The organism is Actinotalea ferrariae, assembly GCF_019733465.1.
Classification (GTDB): domain Bacteria; phylum Actinomycetota; class Actinomycetes; order Actinomycetales; family Cellulomonadaceae; genus Actinotalea; species Actinotalea ferrariae_A.
In genome coordinates this window covers 1-22,320 of sequence record NZ_JACVQL010000222.1, presented here as the reverse complement: position 1 = coordinate 22,320, position 22,320 = coordinate 1, and the positions used below count along the sequence as shown (strand labels likewise).

Below are 22,320 nucleotides of genomic sequence, written 5' to 3'. Positions count from 1 at the left end.
GCCGTGCTCGCGCTCGTCGCCCTCGTCGCGCTCGCCGCGAGCGTCGTCCTGTGCGCCCTCGGGGTCGGGCTGCTCCTCGTGCCGCCCGCCCTGCGCGCCGTGCGGCACGTCGCCGACCGCGAGCGCGCCCGCCTGTCGCGGACGGGTGCCGTCGTCGTCGGCCCGGGCCCGCTGCCCCAGGGTCTGCGCGCGTCGCTCGCGGACCACGACGTGCGGCGCGAGGTCGCGTGGACCGCGCTGCACGCGAGCACCGGCCTCCTGCTCGGTCTCGCCGGGATCACGCTGCCGTTCAGCGCGGTGCGCGACGTCACGTTCCCGCTGTGGTGGCGCGCGGTCGCGGACGACGCCGCGTCCGGCGCGATCACCTACCTCGCCGTGCACGACTGGGGCGACGCGCTCGTCGTCGGGCTCATCGGTGTCGGCTGGGTCCTGCTGGCGGTCCTGCTCCTGCCGCTGCTCGCCCGCCTGCAGGCGTGGCCGGGACGGCGGCTGCTGCCCGCGGGACCGGGGACCGACCTCGCCCTCCGGGTCGCCCAGCTCACCGCGACGCGCGCGGCCGCGCTCGACGCCCACGTGGCGGAGCTGCGCCGGATCGAGCGCTCGCTGCACGACGGGACGCAGAACCGCCTCGTCGCGGTGACGGTGCTGCTCGGCGCGGCACGTCGCGCCGTCGCGCGGGACCCCTCGCGGGCCGAGGAGATCCTCGAGCGGGCCCAGGGCGCCGCCGAGGACGCGCTCGCCGAGCTCCGCGCCGTCGCCCGGAGCATCCTCCCGCCGGTCCTCACGGACCGCAGCCTCGCCGACGCGCTCACCGGGCTGGCGTCGTCGAGCCCCGTGCGGTGCGCGCTCGAGGTCGACCTGCCCGTGCGCTGCGCCGCGTCGGTCGAGGCGACCGCCTACTTCGCGGTCGCGGAGGCGCTGACCAACGTGGCGCGGCACAGCGGTGCGACGCAGGTCGCCGTCCGGGTCCGGTCCGCGGAGGACAGGCTGGTCGTCGTCGTCACGGACGACGGCGCCGGCGGCGCGGCCGAGGACGGCGGCTCGGGCCTGGCGGGCATCCGGCGCCGGGCCGAGGCGCACGACGGCGCGTTCCACCTGACCAGCCCGCTCGGCGGGCCCACGACCCTGGAGGTGAGCCTGCCGTGCGGATCGTGATCGGCGAGGACGACGCGCTGCTCCGGGAGGGGCTCGCGCTGCTGCTGCGCGCCGAGGGCCTCGACGTGGTCGCGACGGCGGGGGACGCCGACGCGCTGCTCGAGGCCGTCGAGGACCACGAGCCGGACGTCGCGATCGTCGACGTCCGGATGCCGCCGACGCACACCGACGAGGGCATCCGCGCGGCCGTCGAGGCGCGGCGGCGCCGGCCCGAGCTCGCGGTGCTCGTGCTGTCGGCCTACGTCGAGCAGGCGTTCGCGACGGACCTGCTGACGCACGGCGGCGCGCGCCTCGGCTACCTCCTCAAGGAGCGCGTGGGACGCGTCGAGGAGTTCCTCGACGCGCTGCGCCGCGTGGCCGACGGCGGCACGGCGATCGACCCCGAGGTCGTCGCCCAGCTGCTCACGCGCACGCGGTCGGACCCGCGGCTCGACCGGCTGAGCCCGCGTGAGGGCGAGGTGCTCGCGCTCATGGCCGAGGGCCTCGGCAACACCGCGATCGCGGGGCGGCTGTTCGTCACCGAGGGTGCGGTCCACAAGCACATCCGCAGCATCTTCGCGAAGCTCGACCTGCCGCCCGACGACGGGGCGGACCGACGCGTCTCGGCCGTGCTCCGGTACCTCGACGACGCGCAGCGCCGCACGTGAGCGGCGGACCTGAGCGACGGACGGGCAGCGGGCCCGTCAGTGCCCCAGCAGCGGCGCCATGAGCCGGGCGACGGTGCTCGGCCGGCCGGTGGCACGCTCCTCGGCGTCCGCCAGCACGGTCGCCGCGAGACCCGCGCGCACGCCCAGCCAGCGCCAGGGCTCCGGCTCCCAGCGCCGTCCCTGGTGCCCCACCCAGGGCAGCCGGGTCAGGGCGGTCCGGCGGCCGCGCAGCAGGTCGGCCAGCGTGCGGCCGGCGAGGTGCGTCGTCGCGACCCCGTCGCCGACGTAGCCGCCGGCCCACGCGATGCCCGTCGCCGGGTCCAGCCCGACCGACGGCGCCCAGTCCCGGCGCACGCCGAGCGGCCCGCCCCAGCGGTGCGTGATCGCCGCGTCGCGGACCTGCGGCAGCATCTCCCGCAGGGTGCGCACGATCGCGGCGTGGACGCCGTCGTGCCGGTCGTGGCCCGGCCGCACCGACGAGCGCCAGTGGTACGGCGCACCGCGCCCGCCGAACGCGAGGCGGTCGTCCGCGGTGCGCTGGCCGTAGACGACCAGGTGCCGCAGGTCGGAGAACGTCTCGCCGCGGCGCAGCCCGATGCCGTCCCAGACGTCGGGCGGCAGCGGCTCGGTGGCCACCATGAGCGAGTACACCGGGGCGATGCCGCGCCCGCTCACGGGGACGCGCCCGCGGACCGGGAGCCGTGCGCCCCAGGCCTCCGTCGCGAGCACGACGTGCCGCGCGCGGACGGCGTGGCCGCCCGCGAGCACGACGTGCGGTGCGACGTGCGTCACGGGCGTGCGCTCGTGGATCCGGACGCCGCGCTCCTCGACGACGCGTGCGAGCCCACGCACGAGGCGCGCCGGCTGCACGCGCACGCAGTCCGGCGACCACATCGCACCGAGCACGTCGGTCGCGGCGAGCCGCTCACGCGTCTCGTGCGCGTCCCACACCTCGACCTCGTCCCCCCACCTCCGCGCCGCGCGGGCCTCGGCGTGCGCGCGTGCGAGCTGCGGACGGGACCGTGCGAGGGAGATGGTCCCGCCCACGGCGACGTCGCACGCGACGCCCTCGGCGGCCGCCGTCGCCGCCACCTCGACGACCGTGTCCCGCATCGCGGCCCGCAGCGACGCGGCCGCCGGCGCACCGTGCCGCCGCGCGATCGCCTCCGCGGAGACCGGGAACAGGGCCGAGCACCACCCGCCGTTGCGGCCGCTCGCGCCGTAGCCGGCGATCTCCTGGTCCACGACGACGACGTCGAGCGACGGGTCCGCCTCGGTCAGGTGGTACGCGGTCCACAGGCCGGTGAGCCCCGCGCCCACGACGACGACGTCGGCCTCGGTCGGCGCGTCGAGGGCCGGACGGGGGACGAGCGGGTCGGCCGCGCCGTCAGGGCCGGCCGTGGCCAGCTGGTCGAACCACAGGGACAGGTCGCGGTAGGCGCGCCCGTGCCGGTCGAGCGCCGGTCCGCCGGGGCGCCCCGTGCCCGAGGAGCCGCCGGTCAGAGCCGCGCCCACGCCTCGCTGAGCACACCGCGCAGGATCTGCTCGATCTCGGTGAACTCCGCGGGTCCGCACGTGAGCGGCGGTGCGAGCTGGATCACCGGGTCGCCGCGGTCGTCGGCCCGGCAGTACAGGCCTGCCTCGAGCAGCGCGTGGGAGAGGAAGCCCCGCAGGAGGCGCTCGCTCTCGTCGTCGTCGAAGGTCTCGCGGGTGGCCTGGTCCTTGACGAGCTCGATGCCGTAGAAGTAGCCGTCGCCACGCACGTCGCCGACGATCGGCAGGTCGAGCAGCTGCTCGAGCGTGCGCCGGAACACGGGCGCGTTCTCGCGCACCCGGTCGTTGAGCCGCTCGCGCTCGAACAGGTCGAGGTTCGCCATCGCCACCGCGGCGGACACGGGATGACCGCCGAACGTGTAGCCGTGGTAGAAGGTCGTCGTGCCCGTGCGGAACGGCTCGAAGAGACGGTCCGAGGCGATGAGGGCGCCGATGGGGGAGTAGCCGCTCGTCATCCCCTTGGCGCACGTGATCATGTCCGGCACGTAGCCGTAGTCGTTGCACGCGAACATGTCACCGATCCGGCCGAACGCGCAGATGACCTCGTCGGAGACGAGCAGCACGTCGTGCTCGTCGCAGATCTCGCGCACCCGCTCGAAGTACCCGGGCGGCGGCGGGAAGCAGCCGCCCGAGTTCTGCACCGGCTCGAGCACGACGGCGGCGACCGTCTCGGCGCCCTCGAAGAGGATCGCCTCCTCGATGCGGTCAGCCGCCCACCGGCCGAACGCCTTGGGGTCGTCGCGCAGCTCCTCCGGCCCGCGGTAGATGTTCGTGTTGGGCACCTTGTGGGCGCCCGGCACCAGGGGCTCGAACGGTGCCTTCATGCCCGGGATGCCGGTGATCGACAGGGCGCCCTGCGGCGTGCCGTGGTACGCGACGGCTCGCGAGATGACCTTGTACTTCGTCGGCTTGCCCACGAGCTTCCAGTACTGCTTGGCGAGCTTCCACGCGGTCTCGACGGCCTCGCCGCCGCCCGTCGTGAAGAACACGCGGTTGAGGTCGCCCGGCGCGTACGCGGCGAGCCGCTCCGCGAGGTCGATGGCCTGCGGGTGGGCGTAGGACCACAGCGGGAAGAACGCGAGCTGCGACGCCTGCTGCCGCGCGCGGTCCGCGAGCTCGGCGCGACCGTGGCCGGCCTGGACGACGAACAGCCCGGAGAGCCCGTCGATGTAGCGGCGGCCGTCGGCGTCCCAGATGTGGTGCCCCTCGCCGCGCACGACGACGGGGACCGGGCCCTGGTCCCAGGTGGACTGCCGCGTGAAGTGCCCCCAGAGGTGGTCGCGTGCGGCCTGCGAGCGGTCCGTGCCCCGGGGCGTGGTCCCGGTGTCGACCGCCGCGCCGGCCGTCACGTCCTGCGGAGTGGTGGTCACCTGGTCCCCCAGTTGTAGAGCTGCTTGCGGAGCTTGAGGTAGACGAACGTCTCCGTGGTCCGGACGCCGTCGAGCGTGCGCATCTGCTGGTTGAGCACCTCGAGCAGGTGCTCGTCGTCCTCGCACACGACCTCGACGAGGATGTCGAAGGCACCGGCCGTGATGACGACGTAGTCGACCTCCGGGATCTCGGCCAGGGCGTCCGCGAGCTGCTGGAGGTCCCCCTCCGCCTTGATCCCGATCATCGCCTGGCGGGTGAAGCCGACCTGGAGCGGGTCGGTGACCGCGACGATCTGCACGACCCCGGACTCCACGAGGCGCTGCACGCGCTGACGCACGGCGGCCTCGGAGAGCCCCACGGCCTTGCCGATCGCCGCGTAGGGCCGACGTCCGTCGGCCTGCAGCTGCTCGATGATCGCCTTGGAGATCGCGTCGAGCGTCACCGGGGCGGGCTTGGACGTGGCCATGTCGCGATGCTCCCTTCCCGACGGCGCCCGGCGCAAGTGATTCCGTCGCCGAGACCGCCGTCGAGAACCGATTCGCGCGCAGGCATGTGCCGAGATGGCGGATATCGCGACGCCGCGTCGGTGACGGGGCCAGATCGCTGCGCTACGGTGCCGAGAGGTCCTGACCGGTCCCGACCACACCACGGAGGTCCCCGTGAGCGCACCCACCACCACCCGCACCACGCTCCAGAACTTCGTCGGCGGCGCGTCCGTGCCGACGCTCGACGGACGCACGAGCGACGTCGTCGACCCGACCACCGGGGAGGCCTACGCGACCGCCCCGGTGTCCGGCGCGGCCGACGTCGACGCCGCCCTCCGGGCCGCGGCCGGGGCGTTCGAGGGGTGGCGGGACGCGACGCCCGCCGAGCGGCAGCTCGCGCTGCTGCGCGTCGCCGACGCGGTCGAGCGGCGCGCCGACGAGTTCGTCCGCACGGAGTCGCGCAACACCGGCAAGCCGCTCGCGCTGACCGCGACGGACGAGGTGCCCCCGTGCGTCGACGAGCTGCGCTTCTTCGCGGGGGCGGCGCGCATCCTCGAGGGGGCGAGCGCGGGGGAGTACATGGCGGGCCACACGTCGTGGGTGCGGCGCGAGCCGATCGGCGTCGTGGGGCAGGTCACGCCGTGGAACTACCCGCTCATGATGGCCATCTGGAAGGTCGCCCCGGCGCTCGCGGCGGGCAACACCGTGGTCCTCAAGCCGTCCGACACGACGCCCGCCAGCACCCTGCTGCTCGCCGAGGTCGCGGCCGAGTTCCTCCCGCCGGGCGTGCTCAACGTGGTGTGCGGCGACCGGGACACCGGCCGGGCGCTCGTCGAGCACGAGATCCCCGCGATGGTGTCGATCACCGGGTCGGTGCGCGCGGGCATGGAGGTGGCCGGCTCGGCCGCGCGGGACGTCAAGCGGGTGCATCTCGAGCTGGGCGGCAAGGCGCCCGTCGTCGTCTTCGGCGACGCCGACGTCGCCGCGGCGGCCGAGGGCATCGCGGGGGCCGGCTACTACAACGCCGGCCAGGACTGCACCGCGGCGACGCGCGTGCTCGTGCACGAGTCGGTGCACGCCGACTTCGTCGCCGCCCTGGCCGAGCAGGCGCGCGGCACGCGCACGGGGCGCCCGGACGAGGACGTCGCCTACGGGCCGGTCAACAACCCCGACCAGCTGGCGCGGGTGACCGGCTTCCTCGAGCGGCTGCCCGACCACGCCTCCGTGCTCGCGGGCGGCGGCCGGGTGGGCGACATCGGCTGGTTCCACGAGGCGACGGTCGTGGACGGCCTGCGTCAGGACGACGAGGCCGTCCAGGACGAGATCTTCGGGCCCGTCATCACCGTGCAGACGTTCCGCGACGAGGCCGAGGCCCTGCGCCTCGCGAACGGCGTGCGCTACGGGCTCGCGAGCTCGGTCTGGACGACGGACCACGCGACCGCCCTGCGGATGTCGCGCGGGCTCGACTTCGGCGTCGTGTGGATCAACACGCACATCCCGTTCGTCGCCGAGATGCCGCACGGCGGGTTCAAGCACTCGGGCTACGGCAAGGACCTGTCCATGTACGGGTTCGAGGACTACACCCGGATCAAGCACGTGATGAGCGCGTTCGGCGCCTGAGCGTGATCGCGGCACAGGCTCCAGCCGCGCGGAACCGTCGTCGGTGTTGCCGACGGGTGACGTTTTCGTTGCAGACGTCGAACTCCGCGATGGATTCCCTTGTGCCCGCCGGTGCCGTGCTGCCACGATCCGTTGCACCGGCCGACCCCCCGAGCCCGAGGAGCCCACGGTGACCCGACCCCTGCCCCGCGGAGTGCCTGCAGACCCCGTCGTCCGAGCGCTCGTGCGGGCGCAGCTCGCGTCGAGGTCGGTCTCACGCCGCTCGGTGCTGGCGGCGGGAGCGGGCTCGGCAGGCGTCGCCGCCCTGCTCGCCGCGTGCGGCACGGGGGGCACGCCGGGTGGTCAGCGCAGCGGTCCCGTGGAGGACCGGTCGGCGGACGAGAAGCAGGTCCGCTGGGCCAACTGGACGCTCTACCTGGACTACGACGACGAGTCGCAGACGTACCCGACGCTCGAGCGGTTCACCGAGCAGACGGGGATCGAGGTCGACTACGCCGAGGACATCGACGACAACGACGCGTACTACGGCAAGGTCCAGGGCCAGCTCGCCAACGGCCAGGACATCGGCCAGGACATCATCACGCTCACGGACTGGATGGCCGGCCGCGTGATCCGCCTCGGCTACACCCAGCCCCTCGACAAGGCGAACATCCCCAACGCCTCGAACCTCCTGCCGAGCCTGCAGGACGTCTCGTTCGACCCCGGTCGCGAGCACTCGCTCACCTGGCAGTCGGGCTTCGGCGGCGTCGCCTGGAACAAGGCGCAGGTGCCGAACGGCATCCGCACCGTCTCCGACCTCTGGGCGCCCGAGCTCGCGGGGCGGGTCGAGGTGCTCTCGGAGATGCGGGACACCGTCGGGCTGATCATGCTCGAGCAGGGCGTCGACGTCGCCGGGGAGTGGGGTGACGACGAGTTCTTCGCGGCCCTCGAGGTGCTCGAGCAGCAGATCTCCTCGGGGCAGATCCGCCAGGTCAAGGGCAACTCCTACGCGGAGGACCTCGTCTCGGGCGACGCGCTCGCCGTCATCGGCTGGTCCGGCGACATCACCGTGCTGAACTTCGAGAACGGCGAGAACTGGGAGTTCGCGCTGCCGGAGGCGGGCGGCACGCTCTGGAGCGACAACCTCATGATCCCCGTCGGCAGCCCGCACAAGGCCAACGCCGAGGCGCTCATCGACTACTACTACGACCCCGAGGTCGCGGCCGAGGTGGCCGCGTACGTCAACTACATCTGCCCCGTCGAGGGCGCGCGCGAGGCGATGGACGCGTTCGACCCGTCGCTCGCCGAGAACCCGCTGATCTTCCCCGACGACGCCACGCTGGCGCGGTCCCACGTGTTCCGGGCGCTCAGCGCCGAGGAGGAGACGCGGTACAACGACGAGTTCCAGTCGGTGATCGGCAACTGATGGCGGGTCCGGACGCGCGCTCGGGCGCCGACCTCGTGCTCGACCGCGTGACGAAGGAGTTCGCCGGCGTGCCCGCCGTGGACGACCTGAGCCTCACGGTGCCGGCCGGCTCGTTCTTCGCGCTGCTCGGCCCGTCGGGCTGCGGCAAGACGACCACGCTGCGGATGGTCGCCGGGCTCGAGCGCCCGAGCGACGGCCGCATCCTCATCGGCGGCGACGACGTGACGCACACCCGTGCCCACCAGCGGCCCGTCAACACGGTGTTCCAGTCCTACGCGCTCTTCCCGCACCTGACGGTGCTCGAGAACGTCGCGTTCGGGCTGCGCCGGCGGCGCGAGCCCGACCCGCTCGGACGCGCCCGGCAGGCGCTCGAGCTCGTCGAGCTGCCGCACCTCGCCGAGCGGCGGCCGAACCAGCTCTCGGGCGGTCAGCAGCAGCGCGTGGCGCTCGCGCGCGCGGTGGTGAACAACCCGGCGGTGCTGCTGCTCGACGAGCCGCTCGGCGCGCTCGACCTCAAGCTGCGCCGGCAGATGCAGGTCGAGCTCAAGCGCATCCAGACGGAGGTCGGGCTCACGTTCGTGCACGTGACCCACGACCAGGAGGAGGCCATGACCATGGCCGACACCGTCGCGGTGATGAACGCGGGCCGCATCGAGCAGCTCGGCAGCCCCGCCGAGCTCTACGAGATGCCCCGGACCGCCTTCGTCGCGAACTTCCTCGGCCAGTCGAACCTCCTGCGCGGCACGGTCGTCGAGAACGGCGGTGCCCTCGTGGGGGTCGACGTCGGCGGGGCGCGCGTGCGCGTGCCGGCCGAGCGGGCCGTGCGCACCTCGGGTGACGTGCTGGTCGGGGTGCGTCCCGAGAAGCTGCACCTGCTGCGCGACGGCGAGGCGGTCCCGGACGACTGCAACGTGGTGGGCCCGGGCCGGGTCACGGACGTCTCCTTCACGGGCGTGAGCACGCAGTACCAGGTGGAGGTCCCCGCGCTCGGCACGCTCGGGGTCTTCGTGCAGAACCTGCTCGGCGGCGCCGCGGTGGGGCTGGGCGAGCAGGTGCGGCTCGCCTGCGCGGTGCGGCACACGTTCGCGCTCGACGGGGACGACGACGTCGCGTCGGGCGTCGTCGCGCTGGACGAGAGCGCCTGAGCCGTGAGCATCGTCAGCGCCCTCGGCCACGGGCAGGGCGGCGGTGGGACGAGCCCCGCCGTCGCCGCGCCGCGTCGTCGTGCGCGCGGTGGTGCCTACCTGCTGCTCGCGCCGGGGATCGCGTACCTCGGCCTCTTCTTCGTGATCCCCGTCGTCGCGCTGCTGGTTACGTCGCTGTACGTCCCCGTGCCCGGCGGCGAGGTCGGCCAGTTCGCGCCCGCCTTCGAGTGGCGCAACTACACGGCGGCCCTCGCGACGTACTGGCCGCAGCTCGTGCGCTCGTTCGCCTACGCGTTCGTGGCGACGGTCGCGGCCCTCGCGATCGGCTACCCGATGGCCTACGTCATCGCGGTGCGTGCCCGCGGGCGGCCGTTCCTCCAGGGGCTGCTCCTGGTGCTCGTCATCGCGCCGTTCTTCACGAGCTTCATCCTGCGCACCATCGCGTGGAAGCAGATCCTGGCAGACGAGTCCTTCGTCGTCTCCGCCATCCGCGCGGTCGGGCTGCTGCCCCCGGACGGGCGGCTCACCGCGACCGGCTTCGCCGTCGTCGCGGGCCTCACCTACAACTTCCTGCCGTTCATGACGCTGCCCATCTACGCGAACCTCGAGCGCCTCGACCCGAGGATGCTCGAGGCGGGCGCCGACCTCTACGCCGACGGGCCGACGACGTTCCGGCGCGTGACGCTCCCGCTGTCGCTGCCCGGCGTCGTCTCGGGGACCCTGCTGACGTTCATCCCGGCGTCGGGCGACTTCGTCAACTCGGTGCTGCTGGGCAACACCTCGACGACCATGATCGGCCAGGTCGTGGACTCGCGGTTCTTCAAGGTGAGCGACTACCCGACCGCCGCCGCGCTGTCGGTGGTCCTCATGGTCGCGATCCTCGTGCTCGTCATCGCGTACGTCCGCCGTGCCGGGACGGAGGAGCTGCTGTGAGCGGCGGGCAGGGCGCGGGTGCGCTCGCCGCGGCCGTCGGCGTCGCGGACCGGACCGACCGCACGGCCGCTCCCGCGCCCCTGGGCGACCGGGGGCGTCCGCGGCGGCGCTCCCCGGGTCGCTGGCGGCTCGGCGACGCCGTCGTGCCGGTGTTCGCGGCGCTCGCGTTCCTCTACCTGCTGGTGCCCATCGCGTACACCGTGGCGTTCTCCTTCAACGACGCCGGCCGGACGAACCTCGTCTGGCGGGGGTTCACGCTCGAGAACTGGGCCAACCCGTGCGGCGCGCCGGCGGTGTGCGAGGCCTTCGTCAACTCGCTGCAGGTGGGCGCGATCGCGACGGTCGCCTCGACGGTCCTCGGGACGCTCGTCGCACTGGCCCTGGTCCGCTACCGGTTCCGCGGTCGCACGCTCGCCAACCTGCTCATCTTCCTGCCCATGTCGACGCCCGAGGTCGTCCTCGGCGCGGCGCTCCTCGCCCAGTTCCTGAGCCTGCGCATCAACCCCGGGTTCGGCACCGTCGTCGTCTCGCACATCATGTTCTGCATCAGCTTCGTCGTCGTGACGGTCAAGGCCCGGGTCGCGAGCCTCGACCCGCGGCTCGAGGAGGCGGCGGCCGACCTGTACGCGTCGTCCTGGCAGGCGTTCTGGCGGGTGACGTTCCCGCTGCTCGTCCCCGGCATCCTCGCCGCGGCGCTGCTGGCCTTCTCGCTGAGCTTCGACGACTTCATCATCACCAACTTCAACTCGGGGAGCTTCACGACCTTCCCGAAGTTCGTCTACGTCTCGGCGACGCGCGGCATCCCCGCGCAGGCGAACGTGATCGGCTCGGCCATGTTCGGCCTCGCGCTCGCGCTGGTCGTCGCGGTCCAGGTGGTCTCGGCCGCTCGCCGCCGTCGGCGCACATGACCACGTGGACCAGGAGCGGAGCGCACCGATGAGCACACCCATGCGGGTCCTCGTCGTCGGCAGCGGCGGGGTCGGCGACGCCGTCGCCAGGACCGCGGCCGGTCGCACCTTCTTCGAGCTCATGGTCATGGCCGACCACGACCCCGCCCGGGCCGAGCGGAGCGTCGCCGCGGCACGCGGGCTGTCCGCGACGTCGGCGCTCGCCGACCGCTTCGTCGCCGCGCGCGTGGACGCGTCGGACGCGGGCGCCGTGACCGCCCTCGCCCGCGAGCACGGCATCACGCACGTGCTCAACGCCGTCGACCCGCGGTTCGTGATGCCCGTGTTCGACGGCGCCTTCGCCGCCGGGGCGGACTACCTCGACATGGCGATGTCGCTCTCGCGGCCGCACCCGACCGAGCCCTACGCACGCCCGGGGGTCAAGCTCGGCGACGAGCAGTTCGCGGCCGCGGACCGGTGGGCCGGCGCGGGCCGCCTCGCGCTCGTCGGCATGGGTGTCGAGCCGGGCCTGTCCGACGTCTTCGCCCAGTACGCGTCCGACCACCTCTTCAGCGAGATCGACGAGCTCGGCACGCGCGACGGCTCGAACCTCGTCGTGCTGGGCGAGGACGGCGAGCCGATGTTCGCCCCGTCCTTCTCCATCTGGACGACGATCGAGGAGTGCCTCAACCCGCCGGTCGTGTGGGAGGCCGCGCGCGCCGAGGAAGGCGGGAGCACGGAGGCCGGCTGGTACACCGTTCCGCCGTTCCACGAGCCCGAGGTCTTCGAGTTCCCGGGCGGCATCGGCCCCGTCGAGTGCGTCCACGTCGAGCACGAGGAGGTGCTCCTCATGCCGCGGTTCCTCGACGCGCGCAAGGTGACCTTCAAGTACGGGCTCGGCGAGGAGTTCATCGCGGTGCTCCGCACGCTGCACACGGTAGGACTCGACCGCACCGACCCGGTCACGGTGCGAGGGACCACGCCCGACGGCACGCCCACGACGGTGCGGGTCAGCCCGCGCGACGTCGTCGCCGCGTGCCTGCCGGACCCGGCGACGCTCGGTGACCGCATGCGAGGCGCGACGTGCGCCGGCGTCCTCGTCACCGGCACGGGGACCGACGGCGGTCGACGCGAGGTCTACCTGCACCACGTGGTCGACAACGCGTGGTCGATGGAGCGGTACGGCGCCCAGTGCGTCGTGTGGCAGACCGCCGTGAACCCGCTCGTCGCGCTCGAGCTGCTCGCCGACGGGCGCTGGTCCGGCTCGGGCGTGCTCGGTCCGGAGGCGTTCGACGCCGTGCCGTTCCTCGAGCTCCTCGCGGCGCCGGCGCCGGAGGGCTACGGGTCGCCGTGGGGCCTCGAGGAGCGCACGCCCTGACGCCGGGGCGCGGGCGGCTCGGGCCGGACCGGCGGCTCAGGCCGGGCGGGCGAGGAGCGCGCGCTCGAGCACGTCGAGACCGTCCCGCAGCAGCGCCTCGTCGATGACGAGCGGCGGCAGGAGCCGCACGACGTTCCCGTACGTGCCGCACGTGAGCACGAGCACGCCCTCCTTCGCGCACGCACGCGCGACGCGTGCCGCCTCGGCCGGGTCGGGCTCGAGCGTCCCGGGGCGGACGAGCTCGATCGCGAGCATCGCCCCGCGACCGCGCACCTCGGCGACCTGCGGCGCCCGCGTCGCGACGTCCCGCAGGCGTGTCGTCACGAGCTCCTCGATGCGCCGCGCCGCCGCGGGCAGGTCCGCGCTCTCGTACAGCTCGATCGCGGCGAGCGCGGCGGCGCACGCGAGCGGGTTGCCGCCGTACGTGCCGCCGAGCCCGCCGAGGTGGACGGAGTCCATGAGCTCCGCGCGTCCGGTGACCGCTCCCAGCGGCAGACCGCCCGCGATGCCCTTGGCCATGGCGACGAGGTCGGGCACGACCCCCTCGTGGTCGCACGCGAACATGGCGCCCGTCCGCGCGAAGCCCGTCTGGACCTCGTCGGCGACGAGCAGCACGCCGTTCGCCCGGCACCACCGCTCGAGGGCGGGCAGGAACCCGGGTGCCGGGACGACGAAGCCCCCTTCGCCCAGCACGGGCTCGACCACGAGGCAGGCGACCTGGTCGGCGCCGACCTGCTTCTCGAGGACCGCGACGGCGCGGGCGGCGGCCTGCTCGCCCGTGAGGGGGGCGGCCTCGCGCAGCGGGTAGGACGCGGGCACGCGGTAGACCTCGCCCGCGAACGGGCCGAAGCCGGTCTTGTAGGGCATGGCCTTGGCGGTCATCGCCATCGTGAGGTTCGTGCGGCCGTGGTAGGCGTGGTCGAGCACGACGACGGCCGGCCGGCCCGTCGCGCGGCGGGCCACCTTGACCGCGTTCTCGACCGCCTCGGCGCCCGAGTTCACGAGCACCGTGCGCTTGGGGTGGTCGCCCGGGGTGAGGCGCGCGAGCGCCTCGCACACCGCCACGTACTCCTCGTACGGCGCCACCATGAAGCAGGTGTGCGTGAAGTCGGCGGCCTGCGCCGCGACCGCGTCGACGACCGCGGGCGCCGCGTTGCCCACCGAGGTCACCGCGATGCCCGACGCAAGGTCGACGAAGACGTTGCCGTCGACGTCGACGATCACCCCTCCGCCGGCGCGCTCGACGTAGACCGGCAGGGTGCTCGCGACCCCGGCCGCGACGGCGGCCGCCCGGCGCTCGCCCAGCGCGACGGAGGCCGGCCCGGGGACCGGTCCGACGACGCGCCGCTCCTGCGGCAGGTGGCCCGGGCGGAGGTGGCCGAGGTCCGGCCAGGCGGACGTCGTGACCTGCGGCGCTGCGGATCGCGTGCTCATGGCGCGATGCTAGTGGCCGGGTCGCTCGTCGCGGTGGTGCCACGGCCACGGATCTCGTCGTCGTGGGCGGCGGTCGCGTCCTGCCCGGCGCTCCCACGTGCGTACGGGGCGGGCGCCCGCGCGAGGCATGATGGTGCCGCACACCGGACGGAAGGCGCCCCATGGAGTACGTGATCGGCCTGCTCGTGCTGCTGCTCGGGCTCCTGGTCTCGATCGCCCTGCACGAGGTCGGGCACATGGTCCCCGCGAAGCGGTTCGGCGTGCGGGTGAGCAAGTACATGGTCGGGTTCGGCCCGACGCTGTGGTCGCGCACGCGCGGCGAGACGGAGTACGGGCTCAAGGCCATCCCGCTCGGCGGCTACGTGCGCCTCATCGGGATGTTCCCGCCGGCCGACGTCGTGGGCGCGCAGCCGCGCCCGGGGCGGATCGGTGAGCTGGTCACGGCGGTGCGCGAGCAGAGCGCCGAGGAGGTGCTGCCCGGTCAGGAGCAGCGCGCGTTCTACCGGCTGAGCACGCCCAAGAAGCTCGTGGTCATGCTCGGCGGGCCGTTCATGAACCTGCTCATCGCCGCCGTCCTGCTGCTGGTGGTGCTCGTGGGCATCGGTCTGCCCGCGCTCTCCACCACGGTCGGGGTCGTCGGCGACTGCGTGCGGCCCATCACGCAGGAGGAGTGCGCCCCCGGCGACCCGCCGGTGCCGGCAGCCCAGGCCGGCCTCGAGCCGGGTGACGAGCTCGTCTCGCTCGACGGCGCGCCGGTCGAGTCGTGGGCGGACTTCCAGGCCGCTGTCGCGGCGTCGGACGGCTCGTCCGTGCCGCTCGTCGTCGAGCGTGCGGGGGAGCGCCTCACGCTCGAGCTCGCCCCCGTCCTCGCGGACCGTCCCGTGTTCGACGACGAGACCGGCGCGATGGTGCTCGACGAGGACGGGCAGGTCGTCACCGAGGAGACCCGCTACGTCGGCCTGAGCCCCACGCGCGAGCTGCAGCCGCAGCCGATCTCGGCCGTCCCCGGCGAGGTCGGTCGGCTCTTCGCCGGCACCGCCGAGGTGGTGCTCACGCTGCCCGCGCGGCTGTGGGACGTCGTCCAGGCCGTCGTCGGCGTCGAGGAGCGCGACGCGTCGTCCGTCATCGGCCCGGTCGGCGTCGGCCGCGTGGCCGGCGAGATCGCGGCCGCCGACGTCGACCTGACCTGGCGGGTCGCGAGCCTGCTGCAGGTGCTCGCGTCGCTCAACATGGCCCTGTTCGTCTTCAACCTCATCCCGCTGCTCCCGCTCGACGGCGGGCACGTCGTGGGCGCGCTCTGGGAGGGCGGCAAGCGGCAGGTCGCGCGCCTGCGGGGCCTCCCGCGGCCGGCGCCGGCCGACGTCGCGCGCATGATGCCGCTCGCGTACGGGGTCTTCGCGGTCCTCGCGCTCATGGGCGTCCTCCTGCTGTACGCCGACCTCGTCGCGCCCGTCACACTCGGCTGAGGCGCGACGGGGGGATACTGGTGCGGTGAGCATCCCCATCAACCTCGGCATGCCCGAGGCCCCGGCGCCCGTCCTCGCCCCTCGCCGCCCGACGCGCAAGATCAAGGTCGGCTCGCTCCACGTCGGCGGGGACGCGCCCGTGTCGGTGCAGTCGATGACGACGACGCGCACGTCGGACATCAACGCCACGCTCCAGCAGATCGCCGAGCTGACGGCGTCGGGCTGCGACATCGTCCGCGTGGCGTGCCCGACGGAGGAGGACGCCGCCGCGCTGCCGATCATCGCCCGGAAGTCGCAGATCCCGGTGATCGCCGACATCCACTTCCAGCCCAAGTACGTCTTCGCGGCGATCGACGCCGGCTGCGCCGCCGTGCGCGTCAACCCGGGCAACATCCGCAAGTTCGACGACCAGGTCGGCGCGATCGCGCAGGCCGCCAAGGACGCGAACGTCTCGATCCGGATCGGCGTCAACGCGGGCTCGCTGGACAAGCGGCTGCTCGAGAAGTACGGCAAGGCGACGCCCGAGGCGCTCGTGGAGTCGGCCGTGTGGGAGGCGTCGCTCTTCGAGGAGCACGACTTCCACGAGTTCAAGATCTCGGTCAAGCACAACGACCCCGTGGTCATGGTCCGCGCGTACGAGCTGCTCTCCGAGCGCGGCGACTGGCCGCTGCACCTCGGCGTGACCGAGGCGGGCCCGGCGTTCCAGGGGACCATCAAGTCGGCGACCGCGTTCGGCGCCCTGCTCAGCAAGGGCATCGGCGACACCATCCGCGTCTCCCTCTCCGCGCCGCCGGTCGAGGAGGTCAAGGTCGGGATCCAGATCCTCCAGGCGCTCAACCTGCGCCCCCGCAAGCTCGAGATCGTGTCGTGCCCGAGCTGCGGCCGCGCGCAGGTCGACGTCTACACGCTCGCCGAGCGCGTGACGGCCGGGCTCGAGGGGCTCGAGGTCCCGCTGCGGGTCGCCGTCATGGGCTGCGTCGTCAACGGCCCGGGTGAGGCACGCGAGGCCGACCTGGGCGTGGCGTCCGGCAACGGGAAGGGCCAGATCTTCGTCAAGGGCGAGGTCGTCAAGACCGTGCCCGAGTCGATGATCGTCGAGACGCTCATCGAGGAGGCCATGCGCATCGCCGAGTCGATGGAGCCGGCCGAGGGCGGCGCCCCGGTGGTCTCCGTCTCCTGACCGACGCCGCCGGCGCCGGCGCCTCGCACGGCGTTCGGGGCTCCCGCTGCGGCGGGTCGCGCGGAGGGGGAGGATCCGCCCATGGTGCAGAATCGCGACATGGGTCGATGGCGCACGGGCACACCGGCGCACGTCGTGCCCGACGTCGACCTCCGCGCGGCGGCAGCGCTGTGCGCGCAGGACCCGGTCGGCTCCGTGCTGGCGGCGTCGCGGATCGAGGCCGCGCTCGCGATGGGCAGCGTGCGGGGCGGCTCGACCGTCTGGGGGCACGAGTCCGGCGGGCGGCTGACCGCCCTGTGCTGGGCGGGCGCCAACCTCGTCCCGGTGTGCGCCCCCGACGACACGGCGGCCCTCGACTCGTTCGCCGAGCAGGCGCTGCGTCAGGGGCGCCGCTGCTCGTCCATCGTCGGGCCGGCCGACGCCGTGCTGGGCCTGTGGTCCCGGCTCGAGCACTCGTGGGGGCCGCCGCGCGAGGTCCGCGCCACGCAGCCGTCGATGGTGATCGACCACCCGCCGCTCGTGCAGCCCGACCCGGCCGTCCGCCTGGGCCGTCCGGACGAGCTCGCGCTCCTGCTGCCGGCCTGCGTGCAGATGTTCGTCGAGGAGGTCGGCTACTCGCCGCTGCTCGGCAGCCCGGGTGCCTACGAGGCGCGGGTCCGCGGCCTGCTCGAGGAGGGCCGGTCCTTCGTCCGCGTCGACCGTGGTCCGGCCGGGCCCGAGGTGGCGTTCAAGGCCGAGCTGGGCGCGGTCAGCTCGATGGTCGCGCAGGTGCAGGGCGTGTGGGTCCCGCCCGGTCGGCGCCGGCGCGGCCTCGCGGTGCACGGCATGGCCGCCGTCGTCGCCCAGACCCTCGGCGTCACCGCGCCCCTCGTGTCGCTCTACGTCAACGACTACAACACCGGCGCCCTCGCGACGTACGAGCGCGTCGGCTTCCGCCGCGTCGGCACCTACGCCACGGTCCTCTTCTAGCCCCGGGCCGCAGCCGCCCCGCCAGCCTGCCCACGCCGCGCCGCCACCCCCCGCGCCGCCTCTCCGGCACAGGCGCGCCCCGGCCCGGCCGTCGACGATCCGCGCCGCGCTCGCGCTGCCACCGGTCGGCCGCCGCGGCGCCCGGGGGCCGCCACGTGCCCGACGAACAACGGCGCAGGTCCGTGGGATCTGGTTGTCGTGGTTCTGCGTCGTTGTTCGTCAGGGCCTTGGCGGCGGCGGCGGCGTCGCGAGCGGGGTGCGCGTCTCGGAGCGTTGCCTCGAACGGCGTCGTCCACCGCGTTCGTGCGGGCGCGGGCGGTCCCCAGGCCCGACGGTCCTGTCATCGACCGGTCTCGCGGACGGGGCATCGTCGACGGCATGAGGCCGGTGCGCACAGTGCGAGAAGCCCGGCACGACGACGTCCTGCACGACGCCGACGTGGCACGCGGACTCCTGCCTGGACGGGCACTGGGTGAGCCGCTTGCCGTTGGCCTCACGCTGCTCGCGGAAGGGAGCGGTGGGGTCCTCGATCGACGCAGCCTGAGCCGGTTCGGACTGGCATCGGGCGAGATCGCGACGCTGGTGCGGCAGGGCGAGCTCGTGCGGATCCACCGCGACGCCTATCGGCTGCCCGCCGGTGTCGAGACGCCGCAGACGGCCTTCCTCGCGACCGTGAGGGCCGTGCGGCAGCGCCACCCGTCGGCCGTGCTCCTGGGCAGCGCCGCCGTGGCCGAGCTCGGGCTCCCCGTCTTCGGGCAGCCGTCCCACGTGCACGTCGCGGTCGGCTCTGCGCCGAACGCGTCGGGGCGGAGCGTCTTCCGCAGCGCCGCGTCGCCGCCACCAGAGCAGCTCCGCGCACGCCTGTCGGGAGCGGTCGCGCAGCCGGCGCGCGCGTGCCTCGACGCCGCTCGCCTCGACGGGCTGGTCCCAGGGGTGGTGGCCGCCGACGTCGCCCTGCGACGCGGGATGACGACGTCCGCGGAGCTCGCCGCCGTCGTGGCGACGATGACGGGGTTGCGCGGCGTCGGGCGGTCGCGTCAGTGCGTCGAGCTGGCGTCCCCGCAGTCCGAGAGCCCGGGCGAGTCGTGGAGCGCGGTGCTGCTGCACCAGCACGGGATCATGCCGCCGCAGCGCCAGCACGTGATCATGGATGACGACGGCGTCGTCGGACGGGTCGACTTCTACTGGCCCGACGCCGGGGTGGTCGGCGAGTTCGATGGTCGGGTCAAGTACGGCAGACGGAACCCGTCGGGTCGGCCACCGGAGGACGTCCTCTGGGATGAGAAGGTCCGGGAGGACAGGGTCCGGGCCGTCGGGCTCCACGTGGTCCGCTGGGGGACTCCCGACCTGCATGCGCCCGCCAGGTGGCTCAGGCGCCTCCGCGCGGCCCTGGGCCTGCCCTAGCCGCAGGGGCGACCCGAGCCGCGACGAACAACGGCGCGTCCGACAGGGATCCGGATCCCGGGCTTGTGCCCTGGTGTTCGAAACGGCCGGCAGCGTGAGTGCGGGTGCGCCCGCGGGGCGGCGCGCGCCGGGCGACGCGCGCGGGCGGGTCGGTCGCCCCCGCGGCCGCCGGCGGGTGGTCAGCGGAGGAGGCGGCTCATGCGGCGGTCGGCGAGGGGCTTGCCGCCCGTCTGGCACGTCGGGCAGTACTGGAGCGACGAGTCGGCGAACGAGACCTCGCGCACGGTGTCGCCGCACACCGGGCAGGCCTCGCCCGTGCGGCCGTGCACCTGCATGCCCCGGCGCTTGGAGTCCTTGAGCTCGGCGGCCGGGCGGCCGCTCGACGCCTCGAGCGCACCTGCGAGCACCTCGCGGATCGTGCGGTGCAGCAGCGCGACCGCGTCGGCGTCGAGCGAGCGGCTGAGCGCGAAGGGGCTCATGCGCGCGGCGTGCAGGATCTCGTCGGAGTAGGCGTTCCCGATCCCGGCGATCTGACGCTGATCCCGCAGGAGGCCCTTGAGCTGCTGGTTGCGGCCGGCGAGCAGCTGGGCGAGCCGCTCGACGGTGAACTCCTCCGACATGGGCTCTACGCCCAGCGTCGCCACCATCTCGACCTCGGCCGGGTCGGCCACCACGTGGACCGCGAGCCGCTTGCGCGTGCCGGCCTCGGTGAGGTCGAAGCCGGCGCCGTCGTCGAGCCGCAGGCGCAGCGCGATGGGGGACTTCCCGGGTCGCAGCACGGTCGAGGGGACCTCGTCGTACCAGCGCACCCAGCCGGCACGCGAGAGGTGCCACAGCATGTGCGGCCCGTCGACCGTGGCGAGGTCGAGCCACTTGCCGTGCCGACCGACGTGCGCGACCTGCCTACCGACGAGGTCCGACGGCGCGGGCGAGAACGTCTTGAGCGCGCTGATCGCGCCGATCTGGACGGAGGCCACCGTCCGGCCCTGCGCGCGCGACGTCAGGAAGCGGGCGAGGGACTCCACCTCGGGCAGCTCGGGCACAGGGTCATGGTGCCGCCTCCGCGGCGGGACCGGTACCCGCACGCGCCGGCCCTGCGGGCCCGCGACCCGCGTCCCGCCGGCCGCGCTCGCGGCACGGGTGGCCGCGGACCCGCCACTAGGCTGACGCCCATGCTGCTGCGGATGTCGACCCTGTTCGTGCGCACCCTGCGGGAGGACCCGGCCGACGCCGAGGTGCCGAGCCACCGCCTCCTGGTGCGGGCCGGCTACATCCGCCGCGCCGCGCCCGGCATCTACACGTGGCTGCCGCTCGGCCTGCGCGTGCTGCGGAAGATCGAGCGCGTCGTCCGCGAGGAGATGGACGCGATCGGTGCGCAGGAGGTCCACTTCCCGGCGCTGCTGCCCCGCGAGCCCTACGAGGCGACGGGCCGCTGGACGGAGTACGGCCCCAACGTCTTCCGCCTGCAGGACCGCAAGGAGGCGGACTACATGCTCGCCCCCACGCACGAGGAGCTCTTCACGCTCCTCGTCAAGGACCTGTACTCGTCCTACAAGGACCTGCCGCTCGCGCTCTACCAGATCCAGACCAAGTACCGCGACGAGGCACGTCCTCGCGCAGGCCTCCTGCGGGGCCGCGAGTTCGTCATGAAGGACGCCTACTCGTTCGACGTCGACGACGCCGGGCTCGAGGCCTCGTACCAGCGCCAGCGCGAGGCGTACCTGCGGATCTTCGCGCGGCTCGGCATGGACGTCGTCGCCGTCGCCGCGATGTCCGGGGCGATGGGCGGCTCGCGCAGCGAGGAGTTCCTCATGCCGACGTCCATCGGCGAGGACACGTTCGTGCGGTCCGCCGGCGGCTACGCGGCGAACGTCGAGGCCGTCACCACTCCGGTCCCCGAGCCCGTGCCCTACGACGACGCGCCCGCCGCCCACGTCGAGGAGACGCCCGACACGCCGACGATCGCGACGCTCGTCGACCACGCGAACGCGCACTTCCCGCGTGCGGACCGGCCGTGGACCGCCGGCGACACGCTCAAGAACGTCGTCGTCGTCCTCGAGCAGGCCGACGGCGAGCGCGAGGTCGTCGCGATCGGTGTGCCGGGGGACCGGGAGGTCGACGTCAAGCGCCTCGAGGCCGCCGTCTCGCCCGCGACCGTCGCCGCCGCGACCGACGCCGACTTCGCGCGGCACCCCGAGCTCGTCAAGGGCTACATCGGCCCCGGCGTGCTCGGCCGCGCGCACACCGGGCGCGAGGCCGCCGTCCGCTACCTCCTCGACCCCCGCGTGGTCGAGGGCACGCGCTGGATCACCGGGGCGAACGAGGAGGGCCGGCACGTGTTCGACCTCGTCGCGGGCCGCGACTTCACGGCCGACGGCGTCGTGGAGGCCGCCGAGGTCCGCGCGGGCGACCCCGCGCCCGACGGGTCGGGACCGCTCGAGCTCGCGCGCGGGATCGAGATGGGCCACATCTTCGCGCTCGGCCGCAAGTACGCCGAGGCGCTCGGCCTGAGCGTGCTCAACGAGAACGGCAAGGCCGTGACGGTGACGATGGGCTCCTACGGCATCGGCGTCTCGCGCGCCGTCGCCGCGCTCGCCGAGACCAACCACGACGACGCCGGCCTGGCCTGGCCCGTGCAGGTCGCGCCGGCGCACGTGCACCTCGTGGCGACCGGCAAGGACCCGGCCGTCTTCGCGGCCTGCGAGGAGCTGGCCGCCGACCTGCACGGCCGCGGCGTGGAGGTCCTGTACGACGACCGGCCCAAGGTCTCGCCCGGCGTCAAGTTCGCCGACGCCGAGCTGCTCGGGATCCCGGTCGTCGTGGTCGTCGGCCGGGGTCTGGCGGAGGGCGTCGTCGAGGTCCGGCTGCGACGGGCCGGCGACGCGGGTCTCGAGGCGGGTGCGCGTCCGGAGGCGGAGCAGGTGCCCGTCGGCCAGGCAGCCGACCACGTCGCCGACCTCGTCACGGCCCTGCTGGAGCGCTGAGCCGCACGGCTCGCCCGTCGCCGGGTGGGCCCGTTCCCGCGGGGGCGGGCCGGCTCAGGCGGCGCGCTCGGGCAGCCCGGGGAACGCCGGGGTCTGACCGGTCAGCGACGTGGCCCGGCGCGCGGCCGTGAGCATCGCGTCGACGACCGGGCTGCGCGCGCCGGGCTCGGCCTGCGCGACGAGCGCCGCGTAGGAGACGACGAGCGCCCCCTCGAGCGACGCGAGCTCGGCCGTGACCGCCGTGGGGTCCGCGGCCGGGTCGAGGACGGATGCCGGCAGCGCGTAGGCCGCCCGGCGCGGGTC

The 22,320-nt window shown here is 74.2% G+C and carries 19 protein-coding genes; 13 read left to right on the top strand and 6 right to left on the bottom strand.

Annotated elements, in window-relative coordinates; translation table 11 throughout:
- Window positions 1-1,155: sensor histidine kinase (locus ICW40_RS16220; RefSeq protein WP_221655043.1), on the top strand; the 1,155-nt coding region annotated here is incomplete at its 5' end.
- On the top strand, window positions 1,143-1,802 hold the full coding sequence (locus tag ICW40_RS16215; RefSeq protein WP_221655042.1) for a response regulator transcription factor: 660 nt from the start codon (window positions 1,143-1,145) through the stop codon (window positions 1,800-1,802). The genes ICW40_RS16220 and ICW40_RS16215, both read left to right, overlap by 13 nt.
- A gap of 36 nt (window positions 1,803-1,838) precedes the next feature.
- Here ICW40_RS16215 and ICW40_RS16210 read toward each other — a convergent pair whose 3' ends face one another.
- From ICW40_RS16210 to ICW40_RS16200, 3 genes are read right to left on the bottom strand one after another with little or no spacing between them, the layout of a single operon-like run.
- On the bottom strand, window positions 1,839-3,317 hold the full coding sequence (locus tag ICW40_RS16210) for an NAD(P)/FAD-dependent oxidoreductase (protein WP_308121859.1): 1,479 nt from the start codon (window positions 3,315-3,317) through the stop codon (window positions 1,839-1,841).
- Window positions 3,302-4,726, bottom strand: a complete 1,425-nt coding sequence (locus ICW40_RS16205; protein ID WP_374199170.1) for an aspartate aminotransferase family protein — start codon at window positions 4,724-4,726, stop codon at window positions 3,302-3,304. Before ICW40_RS16205 ends, ICW40_RS16210 begins: the two co-directional genes overlap by 16 nt.
- On the bottom strand, window positions 4,723-5,193 hold the full coding sequence (locus ICW40_RS16200; protein WP_221655041.1) for an Lrp/AsnC family transcriptional regulator: 471 nt from the start codon (window positions 5,191-5,193) through the stop codon (window positions 4,723-4,725). Before ICW40_RS16200 ends, ICW40_RS16205 begins: the two co-directional genes overlap by 4 nt.
- Window positions 5,194-5,386: 193 nt before the next feature.
- Here ICW40_RS16200 and ICW40_RS16195 point away from each other — a divergent pair, with 193 nt between their 5' ends.
- The 6 genes from ICW40_RS16195 (at window position 5,387) to ICW40_RS16170 (ending at window position 12,580) form a co-directional block, all read left to right on the top strand.
- Complete coding sequence (locus tag ICW40_RS16195; RefSeq protein ID WP_221655040.1) at window positions 5,387-6,832, top strand: gamma-aminobutyraldehyde dehydrogenase; 1,446 nt, start codon at window positions 5,387-5,389, stop codon at window positions 6,830-6,832.
- A gap of 169 nt (window positions 6,833-7,001) precedes the next feature.
- Window positions 7,002-8,237: an ABC transporter substrate-binding protein gene (locus tag ICW40_RS16190; RefSeq protein ID WP_308121858.1), complete on the top strand. Its 1,236-nt coding sequence runs from the start codon at window positions 7,002-7,004 to the stop codon at window positions 8,235-8,237.
- Entirely contained in the window at window positions 8,237-9,382 is a 1,146-nt protein-coding gene (locus tag ICW40_RS16185; RefSeq protein WP_221655039.1) for an ABC transporter ATP-binding protein, read from the top strand. Before ICW40_RS16190 ends, ICW40_RS16185 begins: the two co-directional genes overlap by 1 nt.
- A 3-nt stretch (window positions 9,383-9,385) precedes the next feature.
- Complete coding sequence (locus tag ICW40_RS16180) at window positions 9,386-10,315, top strand: ABC transporter permease (protein ID WP_221655038.1); 930 nt, start codon at window positions 9,386-9,388, stop codon at window positions 10,313-10,315.
- A gap of 80 nt (window positions 10,316-10,395) precedes the next feature.
- Entirely contained in the window at window positions 10,396-11,223 is an 828-nt protein-coding gene (locus tag ICW40_RS16175) for an ABC transporter permease (protein WP_221655047.1), read from the top strand.
- A gap of 40 nt (window positions 11,224-11,263) precedes the next feature.
- Window positions 11,264-12,580 (top strand): saccharopine dehydrogenase family protein, encoded by a 1,317-nt coding sequence (locus ICW40_RS16170; RefSeq protein ID WP_221655046.1) that lies wholly within the window; start codon window positions 11,264-11,266, stop codon window positions 12,578-12,580.
- A 36-nt stretch (window positions 12,581-12,616) separates the two neighbouring features.
- Here the strand turns inward: ICW40_RS16170 and gabT are convergent, their stop codons facing one another.
- A complete protein-coding gene (gene gabT, locus ICW40_RS16165) occupies window positions 12,617-14,014 on the bottom strand; it encodes a 4-aminobutyrate--2-oxoglutarate transaminase (protein ID WP_221655037.1) in 1,398 nt (465 codons plus the stop codon).
- 161 nt (window positions 14,015-14,175) lie between these two features.
- Between gabT and ICW40_RS16160 the strand changes: the two genes are divergently transcribed.
- The 4 genes from ICW40_RS16160 (at window position 14,176) to ICW40_RS16145 (ending at window position 19,033) form a co-directional block, all read left to right on the top strand.
- On the top strand, window positions 14,176-15,480 hold the full coding sequence (locus ICW40_RS16160) for a M50 family metallopeptidase (RefSeq protein WP_221655036.1): 1,305 nt from the start codon (window positions 14,176-14,178) through the stop codon (window positions 15,478-15,480).
- A gap of 49 nt (window positions 15,481-15,529) precedes the next feature.
- Entirely contained in the window at window positions 15,530-16,660 is a 1,131-nt protein-coding gene (gene ispG, locus ICW40_RS16155; RefSeq protein ID WP_221655045.1) for a flavodoxin-dependent (E)-4-hydroxy-3-methylbut-2-enyl-diphosphate synthase, read from the top strand.
- 81 nt (window positions 16,661-16,741) lie between these two features.
- Window positions 16,742-17,629, top strand: coding sequence for a GNAT family N-acetyltransferase (locus ICW40_RS16150; protein WP_260459324.1), 888 nt, complete (start codon window positions 16,742-16,744; stop codon window positions 17,627-17,629).
- A 378-nt stretch (window positions 17,630-18,007) separates the two neighbouring features.
- On the top strand, window positions 18,008-19,033 hold the full coding sequence (locus ICW40_RS16145) for a type IV toxin-antitoxin system AbiEi family antitoxin domain-containing protein (RefSeq protein WP_221655035.1): 1,026 nt from the start codon (window positions 18,008-18,010) through the stop codon (window positions 19,031-19,033).
- A gap of 179 nt (window positions 19,034-19,212) precedes the next feature.
- Here the strand turns inward: ICW40_RS16145 and ICW40_RS16140 are convergent, their stop codons facing one another.
- The gene (locus tag ICW40_RS16140) at window positions 19,213-20,076 is read right to left on the bottom strand and encodes an Fpg/Nei family DNA glycosylase (RefSeq protein WP_221655034.1); all 864 of its coding nucleotides are present in this window, start codon (window positions 20,074-20,076) and stop codon (window positions 19,213-19,215) included.
- 129 nt (window positions 20,077-20,205) lie between these two features.
- Here ICW40_RS16140 and ICW40_RS16135 point away from each other — a divergent pair, with 129 nt between their 5' ends.
- Window positions 20,206-22,017 (top strand): proline--tRNA ligase, encoded by a 1,812-nt coding sequence (locus ICW40_RS16135; protein WP_221655033.1) that lies wholly within the window; start codon window positions 20,206-20,208, stop codon window positions 22,015-22,017.
- 54 nt (window positions 22,018-22,071) lie between these two features.
- Here ICW40_RS16135 and ICW40_RS16130 read toward each other — a convergent pair.
- Window positions 22,072-22,320, bottom strand: a 249-nt coding sequence (locus ICW40_RS16130; protein ID WP_221655032.1) for a DUF4439 domain-containing protein, incomplete at its 5' end; no start/stop codon positions are given.